A 21,355-nucleotide genomic window follows, 5' to 3' on the forward strand; every position below is an offset into this window, starting at 1 on the left:
GTAATCGGAGGATATGTATAAGAACCTTCCCGAGCATCCTGCCTATTTTTGCATCCAAAATATAACCATATGAGGACTTTTACATTAACCCAATGGGTGGTGATTATTATTCTGGCTCTATTGACAGCTCTCGAGCCATTGAGTATCGACTTGTATTTGCCGGGATTTATCCAGATAGCGGATTCGTTAGGAACCAACGTATCGGCAGTGCAGATTTCGTTATCGACTTTTCTGGGTGGTTTTGCTATCGGGCAGCTTTTTTTGGGCCCATTGGCTGATAGGTTCGGGCGGAAAAAGCCGATATTGCTTTCGCTCGTTATTTTCATCGTGGCCTCTGTTGCCTGTCTGTATGTCAGGACGATAGAGCAGCTTTGGGTGGTACGCTTCGTTCAGGCAATCGGCGGTTGCGGCGGAGTGGTTATTTCGCGCGCAGTAGTGACCGATTATTTCGATAAGACCAAGACTTTGCAGATATTCGCTCTTCTGGCGCTGATAATGGGTATTGCGCCTATTGTAGCGCCGAGTATCGGAAACGGAATTTTGCAACTTGCAAGCTGGAAAGGCTTATTCGGTGCATTGGTTGTGTTGGGTGTATCCTTGTTTCTATTTACCTCATTTGGCTTACCTGAAACATGCAAAGAAAGATCGATAAATCGGGATAGTAATGTATTCAAAAATTACTGGGAGATATTGAAAGTCAGAAAGTTTCTTGTCTATTCGCTTTTGGCGGGTATTGTAAACGGGGCTTTGATGATTTATGTTGCCAATGGGCCTTTCCTGATTATGGAAAAAGGAGGCTTTTCGACGAATATCTTTACGCTGGTCTTTTCTATTAATGCGCTCGGGTTGATGTTTGCATCGTTTCTGACGACTATTCTGCAGAAATACATACCGACCAACAAGCTTGCCAAACAAGCGGTTCTGTTTATGTTTGCGATAAGTATCGTCCTGTTGGTGATGATGTATGTGCAAGTGGATATGGTATTTATCCTTGTCGCATTATTTTTCTATGTCTTTCCTATCGGGATATTGTTTCCCACTACCACCGAATTGGCTATCACTCCATTTACCGATAATGCGGGCACGGCGTCTGCTCTTTTCGGTTCTATCCAATTGGCTGTGGCCTTTATCTGTTCGTTGGTTTCGAGTATTATGAATGACGGAACGGTTGTAATGGTCGGAATAGCTTTCCTGTTGTGCAGTGCATTGGCATTTATAGCTGTCTTTTGTAGGGTAGATGCAAAGCAGGTGAAAGGTGTGAAAGCATAAGATAAGAAAAAGCAACCTTTGCATACAAAGGTTGCTTCTCTATAAAAAGGGTTTAAAGACCTTTATTTTTTGTTCACTCTGAAACGTTCGTTTCCATTTTCGATAAAGTCGACAATCTGACGTGCAGCAGCCAAACCGGCATTGATATTTGCTTCGGCGGTTTGAGCGCCCATCTTTTTCGGTGTGGAGAAATAGCGGTCGCCAAATTTGCTTACTAACTCGCCGTGATTATCAGGCTTGATGTCGGTTACATATTTGATGTCGTTACGCTCAGCCAATACCTTGACCATATCCGCCTCGTTGATAACTTCCTTGCGGGCAGTATTGATAATAACTGCCTTTTTAGGCATACCCATCAAAAGCTTGTAATTGATAGAATTTTTAGTCTCTGCTGTTGCCGGAATGTTTACCGAAATAAACTGGCAAGTACTATATAATTCTTCGACCGAACCAAGCGCTTTCACGCCTTCTTTTTCGATTTGCTCTTTGGTGAGGAACGGGTCAAATGTATAGACATCCATGCCGAATCCTTTGGCGATACGGGCAACGTTGCGTCCCACATTCCCGTAAGCATGAATACCTAACTTTTTGCCGAGTAACTCTGTTCCCGATGTCCCGTCATAAAAATTGCGGATAGCATATACCGCCAGTCCGAAAGTCAGTTCGGCAACGGCATTGGCATTCTGCCCCGGTGTATTCATCACGCAGATATTGTTGGCAGTAGCGGCATCGAGGTCGATGTTGTCGAAGCCTGCTCCGGCGCGGACAACGATTTTCAGTTTTTTGCCTGCACTCAATACTTCCTTGTCGAAAATATCGCTGCGGATAATGGCAGCATCGGCATCGCTTACGGCATCGAGCAACTGTTTCTTCTCGGTATATTTTTCGAGCAAAGCCAGTTCATAGCCTGCTTTTTCTACTATTTCCCTGATACCTTGTACAGCTTCGGCTGCAAAGGGTTTGTCGGTCGCTATTAGTATTTTCATATTCTTTAGCCCCTCCCTGCCTCCCCAAGGGGAGGTTTTTGAGGGTATTTTAGTTAATAAATTTAATCATAAAGTCCCCCTTGGGGGATGTAGGGGGCCGATAGTTCTTATTTCACAATCGTTTTTGCGAAATCCTGCATGGCATTCACCAATGCCTGTACGCCTTCTATTGGCATAGCATTGTAGATAGATGCACGGAATCCGCCCACCGAACGGTGTCCTTTGATTTCGTATATGCCTCTTTCTTTCGCAAATTCGATAAAGTCGGCTTCGTTTCCTTCATAATCAGGTGTCATCACGAAGCAAACATTCATCAAGGAACGGTCTTCGATGGCACATGTCCCGCGGAATACAGGGTTCGTATCTATTTCGTTGTAAAGCAAAGCTGCTTTTTCCTTGTTGATTTTATACATCGCATCCACGCCACCTTTTGATTTGATCCAACGCAATGTTTGCATAGCAGCATAGATAGGAACTACCGGAGGAGTATTGAACATCGAACCGTTTTCGATATGTGTGCGGTAGTCGAGCATCGTAGGAATTTTGCGGGTTACTTTACCCAATATATCGTCTTTCACGATGACGAATGTTACACCGGCAGGAGCGAGGTTCTTTTGCGCGCCGCCATATATCAATCCGTATTTGGAAATATCGACCGGGCGTGAGAAAATATCCGACGACATATCTGCTACCACAGGCACAGGCGAATCGAGGTCGGTATGTAATTCTGTGCCGAAAATCGTATTGTTCGACGTGATGTGGAAATAATCGGCATCGGTCGGGATTTGATAGTTTTTAGGGATGTAGCTGTAATTAGCGTCTTTGGATGAGGCTACTTCTACTACTTCGCCGAAAAGCTTTGCTTCTTTCAATGCTTTGTTTGCCCATGTTCCCGTATTCAGGTATGCAGCCTTTTTTTCGAGCAGGTTGAACGGAACCATGCAGAATTGCATGCTTGCCCCACCACCAAGGAAAAGTACCGAATAGCCCGAAGGAATGTCTAACAATTCTTTAAACAACTCGACTGCTTCGTCCATCACAGCCTGAAAACCTTTGCTGCGGTGACTAACTTCCATCAACGAGAACGATGTATTGTCGAAGTTTAAAATAGCTTTCGCTGTTTCTTCGTAGGTCTGTTGAGGTAAGATAGACGGACCGGGGCTAAAATTGTACTTTTTCATCATAACTGATAATTAGGATTAATACGTATAATTACTTTTAAGGCTTCAAATTTAGTAATTATATTCGATAAACAGGTGCTTGTTTGAGAAATATTCTTTAAATAGTTCTTTCTTTATGTCAAAATGACATTTGTTTTTGTTGTTTCGAAGCATAGAGAAAGTGCAGAAAAAGAAAAGGGATTGAATCAATCAACCCCTTTCTCCTCATTATCATTTGCCTGCCAATTATTTGACTGTGGCTTTTAACTTGTCGTTTTCTTTATCTACTTCGAATGTGATAGTCGCTCCTTGCTCTACCGTTCCGGAGAGGATAAGTTCGGATATTTCATCCTCCACATAATTCTGGATAGCCCGGCGAAGCGGACGTGCCCCGAATTGTATGTCGTATCCTTTGTCGGCAAGGAAGTCCTTCGCCTTGGCTGATAGTTTTATCTTGTATCCAAGCTCTTCGATACGTTTATGGAAGTTCTTCAATTCGATGTCGATAATCTTCTCGATAGAGTCTTTCTCCAACTGGTCGAAGATGATAATATCATCCACACGGTTGAGGAACTCGGGCGAGAATGTCTTGTTCAGCGCCTTTTGAAGTACCCCGCGCGAATATTCTTTACCTGTTGCCGATTCGGTATTGAAACCGATTCCGCGTCCGAAGTCTTTCAACTGGCGGGTTCCGACGTTCGACGTCATAATAAGAATGGTATTTTTGAAGTCTATTTTTCGTCCGAGACTATCAGTCAAATGACCTTCGTCCATCACCTGCAACAAGAGGTTGTACACATCCGGATGGGCTTTTTCTATCTCGTCGAGCAATACGACTGAATACGGGCGGCGACGAACTTTTTCGGTCATCAATCCACCTTCTTCGTATCCTACATATCCCGGAGGCGCTCCGACCAGACGCGAAACGTTGAATTTTTCCATGTATTCGCTCATATCTATACGGATAAGCGCATCGGCCGAGTCGAAGAGTTCTTCTGCTATCTTTTTAGCCAAGTGTGTTTTACCTACGCCTGTCGGCCCGAGGAACATAAATGTTCCGATAGGGCGGTTCGGATCTTTCAGCCCGATACGGTTGCGCTGTATTGCTTTCACAATCTTGGTCACAGCCGCGTCTTGTCCGATGACAGATGCTTTCAATACATCCTGCATACCTACCAGCTTGATACCTTCCGATTCGCCAATACGTTGTACAGGCACGCCGGACATCATAGATACGACTTCGGCAACCTTTTCGGCATCCACTATTTCGGGTTGCTCTTTCAGTTGTTCGCGCCAAGCGTTTTCTTCATCTTCCAGTTTCTGCATCAGCTGACGTTGCGTATCGCGATAACTGGCGGCTAATTCGTATTGTTGCGCTTTTACAGCTTCAGTTTTTTTCTCGATAATATCGCTCAACTCTTTTTCGAGCTTTTCGATACTTTCAGGCGTCTGAACATTGGCTATATGCATCCGCGAACCGGCCTCGTCCAAAGCGTCTATCGCCTTGTCGGGGAAGTTGCGATCGGTGATGTAGCGGTCTGTCAGTTTGACACAAGCTTCCAGCGCCTCGTCGGTATATTTGACATTGTGATGCTCTTCGTAACGCTCTTTGATATTGCGCAGAATCTGCAATGTTTCCTCTGCGGTGGTAGGTGCTACCATCACTTTCTGGAAACGGCGTTCCAAGGCTCCGTCCTTTTCTATATTCTTGCGATATTCATCCAATGTTGTCGCTCCGATACATTGTATCTCGCCGCGTGCTAATGCCGGTTTCAGCATATTGGCCGCGTCCAATGAGCCGGTTGCGCCGCCTGCGCCGACGATGGTGTGTATCTCGTCGATGAAGAGGATGATATTCGGATTTTTGGATAATTCGTTGAGTATCGCTTTGATGCGCTCTTCGAACTGTCCGCGGTATTTTGTTCCGGCTACAACCGACGCCATATCTAAGGAGATGACGCGTTTGTCGAACAAGATACGCGATACTTTCTTCTGAACGATGCGCAATGCTAATCCTTCTACGATAGCCGACTTACCGACGCCCGGTTCACCTATCAGGATAGGGTTGTTCTTTTTGCGGCGGCTCAGTATCTGGGCTAAACGCTCGATTTCCTGCTCGCGCCCGATAATAGGATCGAGTTTGTTGTCGAGGGCAGCTTTCGTCATGTCCGTGCCGAAGTTGTCGAGTACCGGCGTATCTGTCGCCTGACGGGGCTGTTGTGTGCCCACATTGGCGTTGTTTTCGTTGTTTATCGGCACATCTTCGTCATCGTCGTCGTCGGTGAAGTTGGCTCCCATTTGTGGCGACGCTGTACCGTTTTGCATTTCGCTTACGCTTTTTATATAAGTGAATGCCCCATTGTAATCCAGATTGAACCGTTCCAATATATGGGCAGCACTATTATCGTGATCTTTCAATATAGCCAGCAGGAGATGCTCCGAATCGGTTTCGTTGCTTCTTACCATTCTGGCTTCCAGAATACTCATTTTGAGTATTTTCTCAGTGCTTTTAGACAATACTATTTCGTTTCCGGATGTCCCCATTTCGTGATGTCCGGTCATAGCAGCATCTATATTTTGCTTTAATTCATCCAAATTTACTCCAAAATCAATCAATGCCTGTACGGCCATACCTTCGCCATTGCGAAGAATTCCAAGCATCAAATGTTCGGGAGCAAGATAGTTATTTTGTAAACGACCAGCTTCCTCGCGGCTGTAAGCCATGATTTTGCGGACTCTTGGTGTAAAATTATTTTCCATTCTAAATCTCCTCACTTTGATGTTTTACCTTGTTTTGTAATGTTAGGCAATTTTTTATTTAAACTATGCGTACCAGTTGTTATTTTACTGTTACCTTCTGTTGAATAAACAAAAACAATGCCATAAAAGTTCTACTATAGGATTTTGTTGTTTAATGCCTTTGTTGCAGCATTTTTTGTTTTGTAATATCGATAAATGTAATGTATGTCTTTTGTTGTTTTATAGATGTTATTAAATAAAAAGGAAGATTTCTCTATTTATCTATCCTGATTTTGTGTCGTTTCGGAAATTATAAATTTCCTCTTTTTTCAGCTAAATCGTTATTTGCTGTTATTTCTCTTTACCCCATTACATAGATAAATATACAAATTATTTTTACAATATCCTTGCAAAGGAAAGTTGTTTATATCGAAAAAGCAAACCTTTTAACTGTTTTTGATAATATCGAACTATTTTTATTGCTGGATATAGTGTTTTTGTTTTCAATATAGTTTATTATGTATTAATATAATGTTAAATTATGGTTAATTATTTCTTTTTGTTTTTTATTTATAGCGAATCGGTTATATATTTGTAATATAATTTCATGGTATTAGATTTATGGTTAGGAATGAAGGTTGGTTGTCGTGATGACAGCCAATTTTTTTTATATTGATTTCTTTGAGGATTTTGTCATGCTTTGTGGTTTAAATGATGTATTGTGTCAGGGAATGACACATTTTGTGATGCTGTATTGTGCTTTTTCAAAAAAAGACGCTCAATCTGTTAAAAATTGATGAATAATGAATTAAAATGAAATAAAATCAAAGAGTGTATGCCTATATCTTTGCCCATTAGAAAAAAGTTGGAAAGAATCTACTTAAATTAATAATCGAAAAAGAGTTATGGGAACACGTTATTCAATAAAATTATTATTCTTGCTTTTATTTGTATCGGTTGGATTAAAATCTCAAATTACCATAGGCGCAGGCATCCCTCCCGAAAAAGCAGCGTTGCTGGATATAAAAAATAAAGATGGAGGAGCAGGAAATGCAACGGTCGATTATGGTGGATTGTTGCTGCCGCGTGTGGAACTGGATGATGTAAATGAATTGACTATATTTTTGGACAAGGCCTCTCCGGACTATGCCACTCAAAAGACGCGCCATGTGGGGTTGACTATATATAATATTAAGCCGGATCATGCAAACAATATAGAAAAAGGTGTATATGTGTGGAACGGCGAACGATGGGAGAAATCGACTTACCGGAAAAGAGTCAATTTCTTTTATATGCCATCCATCCAGATAGATACGCAAACGTCGGGGGTGAAGCCGCCGATCAATCTTTTTCAGCTTTACAAAGAGCAGTTCGAGAATCCGAAAATCGTGAGCGCAGGTGCTCCGGCAGGGATACCATACTTTCATAATCCGACAGACCTGTTTTATTATATAACGGATTATGATAGCAACGTGCTGGAAAATATAACAATTTCGAACGAAGGAGTTATGACATATTCGGTAAAGGCGCAATCGAGCCCGGTTTCATTTATCAATATCGTTTTTGTTGTGAATGCTCAGCCTAACGGAAACTAAAGTAGCCCATGATGAAAAAAGCAATTTGTCTATCTGCAAAAATACTGTTTGTATCCTTCTTTTTATTTCCATTTCATCAGTTGCAGGCTCAATCTACGCCCTCTATATATGGTGAATTTCCCTATATCCGATCGCTTATGTCGGGTACTGATGACAATCAGGGGATTAAAAAACCAGAACAAGGACGTGTGAATGTGGGCGACAGGACACCGAATCAGGCGGTTATGACAACCGAAGGCTATCGTCTCACCGAAGATAAATCAGGAAAATTCGGAGCAATCTACCTCGATGATTGCCAATTCTCCCCGATAAATGGTATCAGGGTGGAGTTTGAATATGTAATACACAGTGCTTCCTCCTCGAACGGTGGAGCGGATGGCTTTACCTTCTTTGTATTCGACGGAAGCCAGACGTCCATTACTACAGGCTCCGGCGGTGCTTCAGCCGGATATATGTATACCCGGGCCAATAATAAAGGGAAAAAGAATCGATGCCAAGGACTGACTGGTGGCTATCTGGGAGTGACTTTTGATGTATATGGCAATTTCAAGGATAGGCGCTGGTCGGCGACTGACAGGAAGAATGGAATAAAAGATTATGGGAATTCACAAGGGAAACAGAATCATATCACTTTGCGCGGGGCAAAAGGTGTCGCTCATCCCTCTATCAATGGGATGGGAGATGGCTATACCGGTTATCCGGTATTGATAACCCAGTCCACGACCAATAAAAGCGACAACCGGAGACTGAAAGCAGATGGGGATTATGGAAGTTTCAGTACCTCCTATAATTCTTCTTTCCAGTTGAGAAATGGCACAGGTTCAGGGAAATACCGCAAGGCTATTATCGAACTTTACCCTATTGCCGGAAATAATGGTATGTACGTCACGGTAAAGGTTATTCACGGAGATACTGAATCTACCGTAATAAATGACTATGCCTATAAAACCGAGACTGCCTACTTCGAGAATGCTATTTCTAATGCATCGTCAGGAGATTACAATGCGGATGACAAAATAAATGAAGGAGGAGCATTCAAAGAAAACCTGAATACTGCGCCTCCCGCTATTATGAAGATGGGTTTTGCTGCCTCTACGGGCGGAAAATACGACAAGCATGTGATAAAGAATCTCTCTATAACCTTCCCTTGTTCGGCTAAGGCGGAGAATGATGCTGCGGAAACGACAAGAGGATATGCTGTATCATTGTTGCCATTGGAAAACGATATTGCTTACACAGGACCTGTCAGCCGCATGAGTGTCGGTAGCAAGGAGTATATAGATCCGTCAACCTTCTGTTTTGTTCACCCGCTGACAGGTCAGCCTTCTGCTACTCCTCATCAGCTGAATGTGGCAGGTCAGGGCAATTGGGTGTATGATATGCATACGAAGAAAGTTACTTTCACTCCGTTGTATTCTTTTATTGGAAATGCTGTGGTAAAATATACCATAAAAGGAGGACTTAATAATGAGATGCCGTATTGTGACGAAGCATATCGTTCGCAACCTGCATCCATAAGAGTAAGCGTGAGTTCCGCCGGACATAAATTGATTTCGAATCGAATGATAAGTTCTAAATTGAGATAACTAAACGCAAAAAGGCCCAACACCTATTTCATACTATTTTGCTGAAAGGCATCTCCGGCAGGCCCAATCAATACGGAGATGCCCTTTTTCTATTCAATAGGAATGTATATTTCCGTTTTCAGTTTCTCGGGAGCGGTATTCATCGGGTTGTTCAGGTATTTTTCGAAGCACGAAGCATTCCGCAACTGATAACCACCTTCGGGTATATGCTTCTCGTATATGGTGTCGTAGACGCTACCCAGATGCTCGTAAGAACCTTGGTATCTGAACATGAGATATTTTCCTTCCTTCACCATTTTTACGCCGATTTCTCCTTTAGGCTTTGCCTTTTTAGATACGGTCAGGCAAATATCTGTATGCAATTTATCCTCCGATGTCACTTTCGGGTCGTTGTGGTAGATGCAGATATGTTCCATTCCCATGAGTGTGAATAGCTTATTCTCTTTCACGTATTCCCAGAGCGTTTTCCATACTTCTCCGTAATCGAGCGTCTGATATCCGCCGATTCGTTGGATATAAATAGCCGTTTTGGGTTTGAAGGTTACTACCTTTTTCTTCGATATGTTCAGATTCGCATTTAATTGTATTGGTTTCATAATCGTAAAATCTTTATTGTTCCGGTAATCGCTTGGCGAAATATTGTAGAACTGCTTAAAGACCTTAGACAGAGAAGAAGGCGTTTCGTAACCCACGCGATAAGCTATTTCCTGGATAGGCAAATCCGTATGGCGGATGAGTTGAGCTGCAGTCTCTACCCTTAGACGTACGATAAACGCTCCGATAGGCTCACCCAGAAAAGCTTTCATAATCCGTTGGAAATGAAAAGGCGAAAAGTTGGACATTTCGGCCAGCATCCGCAAATCAATATTCTCATCCAGATGATTGTTGATGTATTCTACAACAATATTGATTTGCTTCAGGTATTCTTCTTTTGTCGATGGTCGTTGAGGCATAATCCGTAATATTTCAATTTCGGGATCAAAAATAGAAATAGGAAACCAAACAGGCTTTTCCAAAAATGCGAACTTCATGGTAAAGATAAGATTATTATCTTTGCATTTATGCAAGATACATTCCGGACGATACAAGAAACGACCAAAAGCATATTCGCCGAGAAAAGGAGTAAGTTTATCGCTTATGCCATTCCCGTACGTACGGCCGATGAGGTGAAAACCGAGTTGGCTAAGTACAGAAAGGAATATTACGATGCGCGTCATGTCTGCTGGGCGTATGTTCTGGGGGCAGAGCGCTCCGACTTTCGCTCCAACGACGACGGCGAGCCTTCGGGTACGGCAGGGAAGCCGATTCTGGGGCAGATAAACTCAGCAGAATTGACTGATATTCTGGTGTTGGTTGTCCGTTATTTTGGCGGCATCAAATTGGGAACGAGCGGATTGATAGTTGCTTATCGCGAAGCGGCTGCGCAGGCCATTGCTGAATCACTTGTTGTGGAAAAGACTGTGGATTGCGAAACCGAATTCGTATTCGAATATCCGTTTATGAATGATGTGATGAAGATCGTCAAAGACCTCGAACCGGCGATTGTGGAGCAATCTTTCGATATGGATTGCCGGATGAAGTTGCGCATCCGCAAAGCCAAGTTCGACGAAATGCTTGGGCGTCTCGAGAAGGTGGAAACATTACACTTTCCTGAATAGGGATATTGTAATTTTCTGATTTCCAATCATGATTGTCCAAAAAGTAACAAAACTCTATTTATTTTCGGTGGTTTTTATCAAGTTACCTTTTTATAACTTAACCACGAAGAACACTAAGGTTCTACACTAAGTTCACAAAGAAACAAATTTAACCACGGAGTATCACAGAGTTCTTCACGGAGTACCTCGGATAAAAAAGTAACATAACTCTACTGATTTTTATTGTTTTTAGAAGGTTACTTTTCCTTGCCTACTTTATTATTCCTGTCATGCTGAGTGAACACGAAGGATCCCGCGTCCTTATCTGTAAGAGATGTCTCAAACAAGCTTCGGCATGACAAAAATTCCCAAAAAGTAACAATCCCCTACTCATTTAAGCCGTTTTCGAGGAGTTACTTTTCTCAGTGTAGCTCAGTGCCTTCTTAGTGTAGCTCAGTGTTACTTTTTATTACTTAACCACCAAGCACAAAGTTTTAAAAAAACGCTTTCTGCCAAAAAGTAACAAACCTCTATCGCTTTAAATAGGTTTTTAGCGTGTTACCTTTAAACGCCGAATAACAAAAGGGGAGACAAAACCCGCAGGCTGTCTCCCCATATAGATAAAATTAAATGAACAAGATTACAAGATACCTTGCGCCATCATTGCTTTGGCGACTTTCATGAATCCGGCAATATTAGCCCCTTTCACATAGTTGACGTAGCCGTCCTCCAGTTTTCCGTATTTGACACACTCTTCGTGGATATTTTTCATAATCCATTTCAGTTTGTTGTCTACTTCCTCTGACGACCAGCTCAGACGTTCGGAGTTTTGCGTCATTTCCAATCCCGAAACGGATACGCCTCCTGCATTAGCGGCTTTACCCGGAGCATACAGTATTTTTGCTTTTTGGAATACCTCGATAGCTTCGGGAGTCGAAGGCATGTTAGCCCCTTCCGATACGGCAAATACGCCGTTCTCCACTAATTTCTTGGCATCTTCGCCGTTGATTTCGTTTTGCGTAGCCGAAGGCAGGGCAATGTCACCCTTCTCGCCCCAAGGGCGGGCACCTTGAACATATTTGCAGCCGTAAGTTTCGGCATATTCGCGAATACGTCCACGATATAACTCTTTCAATTCTTTTACATATTCCAACTTTTCTTTTGTTATACCGTCAGGATCGTAGATATATCCGTCCGAATCGGACAAAGTGACAGGAATTGCACCTAATTCTATCAACTTTTCGCAGGTATATTGCGCCACGTTACCCGAGCCGGATACAAGGCATTTTTTGCCTTTTATGTCGATGTTTTTCGTTTTCAGCATTTCCAGCAGGAAATATACATTTCCGTATCCCGTAGCTTCGGGGCGGATAAGCGAGCCGCCGAAAGTAAGTCCTTTTCCTGTAAATGTACCCGTAAATTCGCGTGTCATTTTTTTGTACATACCGAACATATATCCGACTTCGCGTCCGCCGACACCTATATCGCCTGCCGGAACGTCGGTGTCAGGACCGATATGCCGCCACAGTTCGGAGATAAATGCCTGACAGAAGCGCATGATTTCGGCGTTTGATTTTCCTTTCGGGCTGAAATCCGAACCACCTTTTCCGCCACCCATCGGCAAAGTAGTCAATGAGTTTTTGAATGTTTGTTCGAAGGCAAGGAACTTCAATATCGAAAGGTTGACCGATGCATGAAAACGGATACCTCCTTTATAAGGGCCTATCGCGTTGCTGTGCTGCACGCGGTAACCCATATTCGTCTGCACTTTTCCTTTGTCGTCCACCCATGTCACACGGAACGAGAAAATGCGGTCGGGAATACAAAGTCGCTCGATAAGCCCGGCACTTTCAAATTCAGGATGTTGATTATACACTTCTTCAATAGATTCCAATACCTCTTCTACTGCCTGATGGTATTCAGGTTCGTTAGGGAATCTGCGTTTCAATTCGGATAAAATCTGTTGGGTGTTCATTTGGCTTGATTTTATAATATTTTATGATTAATTGATGCAAATATAGTAAAAATATTGCCAATTTGATTAAAAAATGATATTTTTTATTTCTAAGGGAGATTTTGATTAAAATTATCCATCTTGGCATGATTTTGCTTGTTTACACGGTTATTTTTCCTATTTTTGTGTTTAATATATTTAAGTAAGATAAAAAACTGATATGACATACTTTATTACCGGAGGAGCCGGATTTATAGGTTCCAACTTCGTGAAACATATGTTAGCGGCTCATCCCGAAGCCAAGCTAATTGTATTCGATGCCTTAACATACGCAGGAAATCTCGGGACATTGGCTAACGAATTGAAAGATGCCCGCGTGACATTTGTCAAAGGGGATATTTGCAGCCGCGAAGATGTAGAAAAAGTGTTCAATGAGCATACGATTGATTATGTCGTGAACTTCGCTGCCGAGAGCCATGTAGACCGCAGTATCGAGAATCCGCAATTATTTTTGCAAGTCAATATATTAGGTACACAGAATTTGTTGGACGTTGCCAAAAAAGCCTGGACAACCGGGACGGACGAAAACGGTTATCCGACCTGGCGCGAGGGGGTGAAATTCCTGCAAGTATCTACCGACGAAGTATATGGCTCGTTGGGCGATACCGGCTATTTTACCGAGACAACACCGCTCGATCCCCGTTCGCCGTACAGTTCGGCCAAAACAGGTGGCGACCTTATCGTACGGGCGTATAACGAAACCTATAAAATGCCTGTTAATATCACCCGTTGCTCCAACAACTACGGGCCTTACCATTTCCCCGAAAAGCTGATTCCGCTTATTATCCGCAATATTCTGGCGGGTAAGCCGTTGCCTGTTTATGGCGATGGAAGCAATGTGCGCGACTGGTTATATGTCGTAGACCATTGCAAGGCGATAGATAAAGTCGTTCATCACGGCAGGGTAGGCGAGGTGTACAATATCGGCGGGCACAACGAGAAGAAGAATATCGACATCGTGAAGCTCGTGATTGCTACTATCCACAACATTATGGAGAAAGAGCCTAAATACCGCGACGTCTTGAAGAAGAAAGAAATCGCTGCCGATGGCTCTATCGATATCAGCTGGATAAATAATGATTTGATAACGTTTGTCCGCGACCGTCAAGGGCATGATCAGCGATATGCTATCGATCCCACTAAAATATCGACCGAGTTGGACTGGCTACCCGAAACAATGTTTGACGAAGGTATCGTGAAAACGATTTACTGGTATCTCGACAATCAGGATTGGGTGGAAGAAGTCACATCGGGCGACTATATGAAGTATTACGAGCAAATGTATAAAGACAGATAATAACCCTATAAGTATTGAACTTACATGGAATATCATAGGCGTTACCCGCTTAAAGACCTGAACTCTTTCAGGACAGAAGCATACGCTAAAATTTTCTGCAGTCCGACGAATATCGACGAGATCCGCAAATGTCTGGTCGATTATCCCGACGAAAAAAAGTTGATAATCGGAGGAGGCTGCAATCTTTTCTTCACCAAGGATTTCGATGGACTAGTCATCAAGCTTGCCTTGTATGGTATGCACGATTCTTCGTACGAAGAAGAGCCGGATGATGAGGTTTATATCGAAGCGATGGCTTCGGAGGACTGGGATTCGTTCGTGAATTATACTATCGAAAGCGGCTTGTGCGGATTGGAGAACCTTTCGCTTATTCCCGGAACGGTAGGTGCTGCCCCTGTGCAGAACATCGGGGCATACGGCGCGGAGGTGAAAGACAGCATCCGCGAGGTGGTTGCATTGGATATGCACACCGGCGAAGTGGTTTCCTTTACCAATGCCGAGTGCGAGTTTGCCTATCGCGATAGCGTCTTCAAGCGGAAAGGCAATTATATTATTATATCGGTGGTTTTCTGCTTGCAGCGTACATTCCACTATCAACCCAAGTATCTGGATTTGAACAAGGAACTGGAAGATGTAGAATCTCCGACGGCAAAAGATGTGCGCGATGCGGTTATCCGTATCCGTCGCCGTAAGTTGCCGGATGAGAGAGAATTACCGAATGCCGGAAGCTTTTTCAAAAACCCGTATATAACGGTAGAGCACGCGGAAGAAATAAAGGAGGCATACCCCGAATTACCCGTATTCCCTTACAAAGAAGGCTGGGTGAAAACATCGGCAGCCTTTCTGATTGACAGAGCCGGATACAAAGGCAAAAGGGTGGGGGATGTCGGCACATACCCTAATCAACCGCTTATCATCGTCAATTACGGAACGGAGGATGGGAACGAGATTGTCGGATTTATGAACGAAGTGCGCTCGGTTGTAAAGGAACAATTCGACATTATGCTCGACCCCGAAGTCCATATTTTTTAATCAAAAGCATATCAGCACATTAATATATTAAATCATTAATTATTCATGGCATCATTTATTATCGAAGGCGGTTGCCGCCTCAATGGAGAAATTATCCCGCAAGGGGCAAAAAACGAAGCATTACAGATTATTTGCGCAACATTACTCACTCCCGAAGAAGTAATTGTTGAAAATATACCCGATATATTGGATATCAATAACCTCATAGCCCTTTTGAGCGAGATGGGTGTTACCACACGCCGTATCGACGGAGACACGTGGTCTTTCAAGGCAGATAATATCAATCTGGATTACCTCGAAACACCCGAATTCCTGAAAAAGAGCGCCTCATTGCGAGGTTCGGTAATGATTATCGGGCCGCTCGTAGCCCGCTTCGGGAAAGCATTATTGCCTAAACCCGGAGGAGACAAAATCGGTCGCCGCCGTTTAGATACACACTTTGTAGGTATTCAAAAGCTGGGTGCGGAATTCAATTACGACGCTAATCGCGAACTATATAGCATTTCGGGCAAAAACCTGAAAGGTACTTACATGCTGCTCGACGAGGCATCTGTAACAGGTACGGCGAATATCCTGATGACTGCCGTGCTTGCCGAAGGCGAAACGACCATCTACAATGCTGCCTGCGAACCTTATCTGCAGCAGCTATGTAAGTTGCTCAACCAGATGGGTGCAAAAATAACCGGTGTAGGTTCCAACCTGCTTCGTGTAGAGGGAGTGAAAGAGCTGAAAGGCGCCCGTCACCGTGTATTGCCGGACATGATCGAGATAGGGAGCTTCATCGGTATGGCTGCAATGACAGGTTCGGAATTGACCATCAAAGACGTGGCATATGACGATTTGGGTATTATCCCTGATACTTTCCGCCGATTGGGTATTCAGCTTGAGCGCCGTGGGGACGATATTTATATTCCCGCACAAAAAGAATACGAAATAGATACCTTTATCGATGGTTCTATCCTTACCATTGCCGATGCTCCGTGGCCGGGTTTAACCCCCGACTTGTTGAGCGTTATCCTTGTTGTGGCGACGCAAGCTAAAGGCAGCGTATTGATTCACCAAAAGATGTTCGAGAGCCGCTTGTTCTTTGTCGATAAACTGATCGATATGGGTGCACAGATAATCCTGTGCGATCCGCACCGTGCGACGGTTATCGGTACGGGCAAACGTCCGATGCGGGCAACCACAATGACTTCGCCCGACATCCGTGCGGGTATTGCTTTGTTGCTTGCCGCTATGTGCGCCGATGGCAAAAGCACCGTTCACAATATAGAGCAAATAGACCGTGGATACCAGAATATAGACACCCGCCTCAATCAGTTGGGTGCAAGCATTCTGCGTATGGACGGATGTTGATATTATTAAGAAAAAGACTTATATACGTATAATTCAACTTTTTACACTATGACAGAAAACGAAGAATATATCTTCAATCATTTCCTGATTAGTATAAAATCCGGATTTGAATCACTCGAAGATATTATTGACAGCACTATGGAAGCCGTAGAAGATGAAGGCTGGGAGTGCGAAATAAGTGAAGAATGGATACGCGAGCGTGTTACGCGCGAATACAATAAGAACTTCGAAGCCAGTAAAACCTGGCAACATCCTACCGATACCGAAAAGTTGCATGCCGCGTTCGACGCACTTGCCCGTCAGGGGATTATAGCTTTGCATAATGCGGGATATACGACTTCCGATGCTGTATATGACGCCAAAGATGTGTGGAATGATGCCGAGGATGAAGGCTCGAAGCCGATAGGCTATTGCTATTACCACGGACAGGATTTGGAACGGGTGATAGAAACCGACGAACTGATGATAGGTTTTTCGGGAGCGAAGGCGAATAATGATAAAGAAGCCATTATTATAGGTCATAAAGTCGTGGATGCATTGAAAGCGGCCGGACTGACCGTCGAATGGAACAATACGGCATCTACCCGGATATCGGTACAGGATTTCGTTTGGAGGAATGTATTTACTTCCGATGAAGATGTCGAAGAAAAATGGGGATACGACCGAGTGTTAAGACTGATAAAAGAAGCTTAATCTCTTTTAATAAGCGATTCTTTGTGAGGTCTTTTTTCTAAATTCGTGTCGTGAGAGGACTAATTGACAACTGTTATGCAATATAAAATCAACGCAACCGGCCATATAGACGCAACTATCCAGTTGCCTACATCCAAGAGTATAAGCAATCGTGCATTGATACTGAGCGCATTGAGCCAGAGCCCCTATGAGATAAAGAATCTCTCGGACTGTGACGATACCAATGTGATGGTCGACGCTTTCGAGACGGAGACGAACCTGATAGATGTGAAGGCGGCCGGAACGGCTATGCGCTTCCTGACGGCTTATCTGTCGCGTGTGCCCGGCGATTGGATTATAACGGGTACTGAGCGTATGAAGGAACGCCCGATAAATGTATTGGTCGATGCCTTGGTTTCGCTTGGCGCGCGAATCGAGTATCTGGGTAAGTTGGGCTATCCGCCCCTCAAAATAAAAGGGACTGCCCTCGATGGAGGCGAGATATACCTTTCCGGCGGCGTCAGTTCGCAGTTTATATCGGCATTGTTGATGATTGCCCCTACCATGACTAAGGGGTTGACTATCCACCTCGAAGGGGAGGTTATATCGATTCCTTATATCAAGCTGACATTGGGCATGATGGCTCAATTCGGAGTGAAAGCATCGTGGGAAGACAAGACCATCCATATCTATCCCGAAGATTACCGCCCGTTGGAATATGTTGTAGAGGCCGATTGGTCGGCGGCATCCTATTGGTACGAGATAGCTTCGTTGGCTGATAAAGCTGAAATCAGGCTCGAAGGCTTGTTTCGCGATAGTATGCAGGGCGACTCCAAGGTTGCCGAGTTGTTCCTCGATTTGGGCATTGATACCCGGTTTGTGGACAATGGGGTGGTGCTTACCAAGACAGCGCGCAATACGAAGAAGTTCTTTCATAACTTTGTAAACGAGCCCGATTTGGCGCAGACTTTTGCGGTGACTTGTTGCATGAAGAATATACCGTTCCTGTTTACCGGTTTGCAAACCTTGCGCATCAAAGAAACCGATCGCATAGCAGCGCTGAAAGCCGAATTGAAGAAACTCGGTTACGTCTTGCGGGACACGGGTGACAATATCCTCGAATGGGACGGCGAACGTTGCGAACCCGAAGCAAATCCTGTAATTAAGACTTACGAAGATCACCGTATGGCAATGGCTTTTGCGCCTGCCGCCATCAAAATACCTAATCTGATAATCGATAAGCCCGGTGTGGTTTCCAAATCATATCCCCGCTATTGGGAAGATTTGAAGAAAATCGGTTTCGAAATAGAAGAATGAATTATTGTAGAATATAGTTTTAGGGGGCGGAATCAGAAAGTTTTAATGATTTCGCCTCCATTATTTAATTCAACATGCTTTCCGTCGGTAGTCCATGCCTCCCATCCATCTCCCTTCCAAGGGGATATCCGCGCGAAACGTTGCCCTTTCTTATTGACGTAGCCCATCTCGTCCCATTTGTCCCAATACCAATATTCACCCATCTTGTGCTTTTCGCCGCCTATATAGTAGATTGCCAGTCCCTGTTCATAATGCTCGATATCGGAGTCTTCCCAGTCGTCATAATCGATAAATTGCCCGAAATCGTGGAGTTTTCCAAAAGGTTCTGCAAAATCGAACTGGGCAGGGATAACAATGTTGCAATCGGCATCGGCAAAGCCCATCTTTCCGTTCTCTTCGTAGCGGAACAATCCTTCGTGCAGGTAGTCGGGACCATTATCGAAGATGAAGGGGGTGAGCAGAAAATTACCTTTGCGGTCTATGGCTATCATTCCGTTGTCTTGCGATACGACGAATCCGGCCTTATATAATGTATCAGTATATACAAATAGATAGCAAGCGTGGATAGCAACCTCTCCATCTGGAGTTTGATAACCATAGAGCCCGTTCGCCCCTTTCGTGCTGTCGCAAAAAGCGACCAGATAGTCGTCTTTTGTTTGTCCCGAGAGTATTGTACAGAATAGTATTGCAAGTAGTGTGAGTGTAAATGTTCTTTTCATAATTGTGTGTTTTTAGGTGTCCTGTATCTTAACCTGCCAGTAATGAAATGTTTGAGTTGTACCATCATCCATGCGGATGTCGAATGACAGTTTCAGCGGTTCGCTCAGCGAAAATCCGATAGGTTTGCTAAACATCGGAGCATCATAGACAAAGGTATGATATTCTCCGTTTTCTCCGCAAGGGTCGACTTCTTTAGGCAGAGATTTAACAAATTTGGCATCCAAATCCTGCCCGATAAACTCCTTGCCTAATTTATCTGCCTGAGTGATAACGATTTTTGTCTTGATGCCCGATGCAAGAAAGTCGCTTATGACCTCTTCGGGAGTCATATCCCACAAAGGCTCTACGATTTCGATTCCATAAGGTGTCAGTTGCTTTTCGCGATAGGCTTTTACGTCGTGCAGGAAGATGTCGCCGAAAATGAAATGAGTAACTCTCTGTCCTTTGAAATGGTTGACAGCTTCCATCATTTCCCTTTCATACCCTTCCAAGTCTTTGGATGGGAGCATCACCCGATAGAGCGGGATACCGATGCTATCCGCCTGCATTTGCAGGAATTTGCTCGGGATAAGGTGCATGGATGAACAAGAAGTCTCCCTGCTGACAGTCGTCAATAGGGAGACAATTTCGTATTCGTTCGATTGAAGGGCTTTGTATAAGGCTAAAGCCGAGTCCTTTCCTCCGCTCCAGTTGAATACAGCCTTTTTCTTCATCGGTTATTTCAATTTGGCGAGGGTTTCTTTTACCCTGCGGAATGCCTCAATGATGTTTTCGTCCGAAGTGGCATACGAGAAACGGATATAGTCCGGTGCTCCGAAAGCAGCACCCCCAACAGAGGCTACATGTCCCTCTTCGAGCAGGAACATGGCTAAATCGCCCGAGTTGTGAACCGCGCGTCCGTTATACGATTTTCCGAAATAGTAGCTACATTCAGGGAAGAGATAGAACGCTCCGTCGGGTACATTGACCTTTAACCCTTCGATTTCGCTTGCCAGTTTCACTACCAAATCACGTCGGCGTTGAAAGGCCTGTTGCATTTCTTTTACGCATTCCTGTGAGCCAGTATAAGCGGCCTCGGCAGCCTTTTGCGCGATGGACGAAGGCCCTGACGTGTATTGTCCCTGCAATTTGTTGCAGGCATCGGCAATCCACTGCGGAGCGGCCATCCAGCCCAAGCGCCAGCCTGTCATGGCATACGCCTTGGACACACCGTTGATAATAACCACGCGGTCGCGGATATTCTCAAATTGGGCTAAGCTTTCGTTCTTGCCTACGTAATTGATATGCTCGTATATCTCGTCTGCTATGATGATGATTTTTGGATATTTAGCCAATACATTCACCAATCCTTCGAGCTCGTCTTTGGAATAGATGCTTCCTGTGGGGTTGGATGGAGAGCAAAGGATAATCGCCTTCGTTTGCGGGGTGATGGCTGCTTCGAGTTGGGCTGGGGTGATTTTGAAGTTTTGTTCTATTCCCGCCAATACGGTAACCACCTTTCCTTCTGCCAGTTTCACCATTTCGGTGTAACTCACCCATGCCGGCGTAGGGATAATGACTTCGTCGCCGGGATTGACAACACTCAATACGGCATTGCAAACCGATTGCTTTGCTCCGTTGGAGCATACGATTTGCGACGGCTTGAAGTCTAATCCGTTTTCGTTTTTCAGTTTCTCGCATATTGCCTTGCGCAGTGATAAATATCCGGTAACGGGTGTGTAGAACGAGAAATTATCATCTATCGCTTTTTTAGCAGCCTCCTTGATATGTGGCGGAGTAAAGAAATCCGGTTCGCCCACACTCAAGTTGATAACGTCTATTCCCTGAGCTTTCAGTTCGTTGCTCTTTTGAGACATTGCTAATGTTTCCGATTCTGCAAGATTTGCAATACGATTCGAAACTGTATTCATAGTCATATTATTTAGTGTATTGTAGTTAGTTACAAGTTACAAGTTTACGAGTAAATAAAATGTTA

17 protein-coding genes are annotated in these 21,355 nt (G+C 44.0%); 9 read left to right on the forward strand and 8 right to left on the reverse strand.

Features of this window, described 5'->3' with window-relative positions; translation table 11 throughout:
* Nucleotides 1–69: 69 nt before the first annotated feature.
* Entirely contained in the window at nt 70–1,269 is a 1,200-nt protein-coding gene (locus D0T66_RS05740; protein WP_163356302.1) for a multidrug effflux MFS transporter, read from the forward strand.
* Nucleotides 1,270–1,331: 62 nt separating this feature from the next.
* Here D0T66_RS05740 and D0T66_RS05745 read toward each other — a convergent pair whose 3' ends face one another.
* From D0T66_RS05745 to D0T66_RS05755, 3 genes are all read right to left on the reverse strand, one after another.
* Complete coding sequence (locus D0T66_RS05745; RefSeq protein ID WP_163356303.1) at nt 1,332–2,255, reverse strand: 3-phosphoglycerate dehydrogenase; 924 nt, start codon at nt 2,253–2,255, stop codon at nt 1,332–1,334.
* 107 nt (nt 2,256–2,362) lie between these two features.
* Complete coding sequence (gene serC, locus D0T66_RS05750) at nt 2,363–3,436, reverse strand: 3-phosphoserine/phosphohydroxythreonine transaminase (RefSeq protein WP_163356304.1); 1,074 nt, start codon at nt 3,434–3,436, stop codon at nt 2,363–2,365.
* A gap of 225 nt (nt 3,437–3,661) precedes the next feature.
* A complete protein-coding gene (locus D0T66_RS05755; protein ID WP_163356305.1) occupies nt 3,662–6,175 on the reverse strand; it encodes an ATP-dependent Clp protease ATP-binding subunit in 2,514 nt (837 codons plus the stop codon).
* An 884-nt stretch (nt 6,176–7,059) separates the two neighbouring features.
* Between D0T66_RS05755 and D0T66_RS05760 the strand changes: the two genes are divergently transcribed.
* A complete protein-coding gene (locus D0T66_RS05760) occupies nt 7,060–7,749 on the forward strand; it encodes a hypothetical protein (RefSeq protein ID WP_163356306.1) in 690 nt (229 codons plus the stop codon).
* Between the two features lie 137 nt (nt 7,750–7,886).
* Nucleotides 7,887–9,335, forward strand: a complete 1,449-nt coding sequence (locus D0T66_RS05765) for a hypothetical protein (RefSeq protein ID WP_163356307.1) — start codon at nt 7,887–7,889, stop codon at nt 9,333–9,335.
* An 89-nt stretch (nt 9,336–9,424) separates the two neighbouring features.
* On the opposite strand, the gene D0T66_RS05770 is transcribed toward D0T66_RS05765, so the two are convergent.
* A complete protein-coding gene (locus D0T66_RS05770) occupies nt 9,425–10,288 on the reverse strand; it encodes a GyrI-like domain-containing protein (protein WP_163356662.1) in 864 nt (287 codons plus the stop codon).
* A 108-nt stretch (nt 10,289–10,396) separates the two neighbouring features.
* Here D0T66_RS05770 and D0T66_RS05775 point away from each other — a divergent pair, with 108 nt between their 5' ends.
* Nucleotides 10,397–10,993, forward strand: a complete 597-nt coding sequence (locus D0T66_RS05775) for a YigZ family protein (protein ID WP_163356308.1) — start codon at nt 10,397–10,399, stop codon at nt 10,991–10,993.
* Nucleotides 10,994–11,612: 619 nt separating this feature from the next.
* Here the strand turns inward: D0T66_RS05775 and D0T66_RS05780 are convergent.
* Nucleotides 11,613–12,947 carry an NADP-specific glutamate dehydrogenase gene (locus tag D0T66_RS05780; protein WP_163356309.1) on the reverse strand — a complete coding sequence of 445 codons (1,335 nt, stop codon included), beginning with the start codon at nt 12,945–12,947 and terminating at the stop codon, nt 11,613–11,615.
* 199 nt (nt 12,948–13,146) lie between these two features.
* Between D0T66_RS05780 and rfbB the strand changes: the two genes are divergently transcribed.
* From rfbB to D0T66_RS05805, 5 genes are all read left to right on the forward strand, one after another.
* The gene (gene rfbB / locus D0T66_RS05785; protein ID WP_163356310.1) at nt 13,147–14,283 is read left to right on the forward strand and encodes a dTDP-glucose 4,6-dehydratase; all 1,137 of its coding nucleotides are present in this window, start codon (nt 13,147–13,149) and stop codon (nt 14,281–14,283) included.
* 24 nt (nt 14,284–14,307) lie between these two features.
* Entirely contained in the window at nt 14,308–15,315 is a 1,008-nt protein-coding gene (murB, locus tag D0T66_RS05790; RefSeq protein WP_163356311.1) for a UDP-N-acetylmuramate dehydrogenase, read from the forward strand.
* Between the two features lie 45 nt (nt 15,316–15,360).
* Entirely contained in the window at nt 15,361–16,671 is a 1,311-nt protein-coding gene (gene murA / locus D0T66_RS05795) for a UDP-N-acetylglucosamine 1-carboxyvinyltransferase (protein ID WP_163356312.1), read from the forward strand.
* Between the two features lie 48 nt (nt 16,672–16,719).
* A complete protein-coding gene (locus D0T66_RS05800) occupies nt 16,720–17,364 on the forward strand; it encodes a hypothetical protein (protein WP_163356313.1) in 645 nt (214 codons plus the stop codon).
* A gap of 75 nt (nt 17,365–17,439) precedes the next feature.
* Nucleotides 17,440–18,660, forward strand: a complete 1,221-nt coding sequence (locus tag D0T66_RS05805) for a 3-phosphoshikimate 1-carboxyvinyltransferase (protein ID WP_163356314.1) — start codon at nt 17,440–17,442, stop codon at nt 18,658–18,660.
* A gap of 32 nt (nt 18,661–18,692) precedes the next feature.
* Here the strand turns inward: D0T66_RS05805 and D0T66_RS05810 are convergent, their stop codons facing one another.
* The 3 genes from D0T66_RS05810 to D0T66_RS05820 are packed head-to-tail and all read right to left on the reverse strand — an operon-like array spanning nt 18,693 to nt 21,290.
* Entirely contained in the window at nt 18,693–19,379 is a 687-nt protein-coding gene (locus D0T66_RS05810; RefSeq protein ID WP_163356315.1) for a WG repeat-containing protein, read from the reverse strand.
* 12 nt (nt 19,380–19,391) lie between these two features.
* Entirely contained in the window at nt 19,392–20,093 is a 702-nt protein-coding gene (locus D0T66_RS05815; protein ID WP_163356316.1) for a diphthine--ammonia ligase, read from the reverse strand.
* 3 nt (nt 20,094–20,096) lie between these two features.
* Nucleotides 20,097–21,290, reverse strand: coding sequence for a pyridoxal phosphate-dependent aminotransferase (locus D0T66_RS05820; protein WP_163356317.1), 1,194 nt, complete (start codon nt 21,288–21,290; stop codon nt 20,097–20,099).
* Between the last annotated feature and the right edge of the window lie 65 nt (nt 21,291–21,355).

This window comes from Dysgonomonas sp. 25, assembly GCF_010501075.1.
Lineage (GTDB): Bacteria > Bacteroidota > Bacteroidia > Bacteroidales > Dysgonomonadaceae > Dysgonomonas.

Excerpts from the sequence above, each read along its gene's own strand:
- D0T66_RS05740 (WP_163356302.1), top strand. The coding sequence starts at position 70 with ATGAGGACTTTTACATTAACCCAATGGGTGGTGATTATTATTCTGGCT.
- D0T66_RS05745 (WP_163356303.1), bottom strand. The coding sequence starts at position 2,255 with ATGAAAATACTAATAGCGACCGACAAACCCTTTGCAGCCGAAGCTGTA.
- serC (WP_163356304.1), bottom strand. The coding sequence starts at position 3,436 with ATGAAAAAGTACAATTTTAGCCCCGGTCCGTCTATCTTACCTCAACAG.
- D0T66_RS05755 (WP_163356305.1), bottom strand. The coding sequence starts at position 6,175 with ATGGAAAATAATTTTACACCAAGAGTCCGCAAAATCATGGCTTACAGC.
- D0T66_RS05760 (WP_163356306.1), top strand. The coding sequence starts at position 7,060 with ATGGGAACACGTTATTCAATAAAATTATTATTCTTGCTTTTATTTGTA.
- D0T66_RS05765 (WP_163356307.1), top strand. The coding sequence starts at position 7,887 with ATGTCGGGTACTGATGACAATCAGGGGATTAAAAAACCAGAACAAGGA.
- D0T66_RS05770 (WP_163356662.1), bottom strand. The coding sequence starts at position 10,288 with ATGCCTCAACGACCATCGACAAAAGAAGAATACCTGAAGCAAATCAAT.
- D0T66_RS05775 (WP_163356308.1), top strand. The coding sequence starts at position 10,397 with ATGCAAGATACATTCCGGACGATACAAGAAACGACCAAAAGCATATTC.
- D0T66_RS05780 (WP_163356309.1), bottom strand. The coding sequence starts at position 12,947 with ATGAACACCCAACAGATTTTATCCGAATTGAAACGCAGATTCCCTAAC.
- rfbB (WP_163356310.1), top strand. The coding sequence starts at position 13,147 with ATGACATACTTTATTACCGGAGGAGCCGGATTTATAGGTTCCAACTTC.
- murB (WP_163356311.1), top strand. The coding sequence starts at position 14,308 with ATGGAATATCATAGGCGTTACCCGCTTAAAGACCTGAACTCTTTCAGG.
- murA (WP_163356312.1), top strand. The coding sequence starts at position 15,361 with ATGGCATCATTTATTATCGAAGGCGGTTGCCGCCTCAATGGAGAAATT.
- D0T66_RS05800 (WP_163356313.1), top strand. The coding sequence starts at position 16,720 with ATGACAGAAAACGAAGAATATATCTTCAATCATTTCCTGATTAGTATA.
- D0T66_RS05805 (WP_163356314.1), top strand. The coding sequence starts at position 17,440 with ATGCAATATAAAATCAACGCAACCGGCCATATAGACGCAACTATCCAG.
- D0T66_RS05810 (WP_163356315.1), bottom strand. The coding sequence starts at position 19,379 with ATGAAAAGAACATTTACACTCACACTACTTGCAATACTATTCTGTACA.
- D0T66_RS05815 (WP_163356316.1), bottom strand. The coding sequence starts at position 20,093 with ATGAAGAAAAAGGCTGTATTCAACTGGAGCGGAGGAAAGGACTCGGCT.
- D0T66_RS05820 (WP_163356317.1), bottom strand. The coding sequence starts at position 21,290 with ATGAATACAGTTTCGAATCGTATTGCAAATCTTGCAGAATCGGAAACA.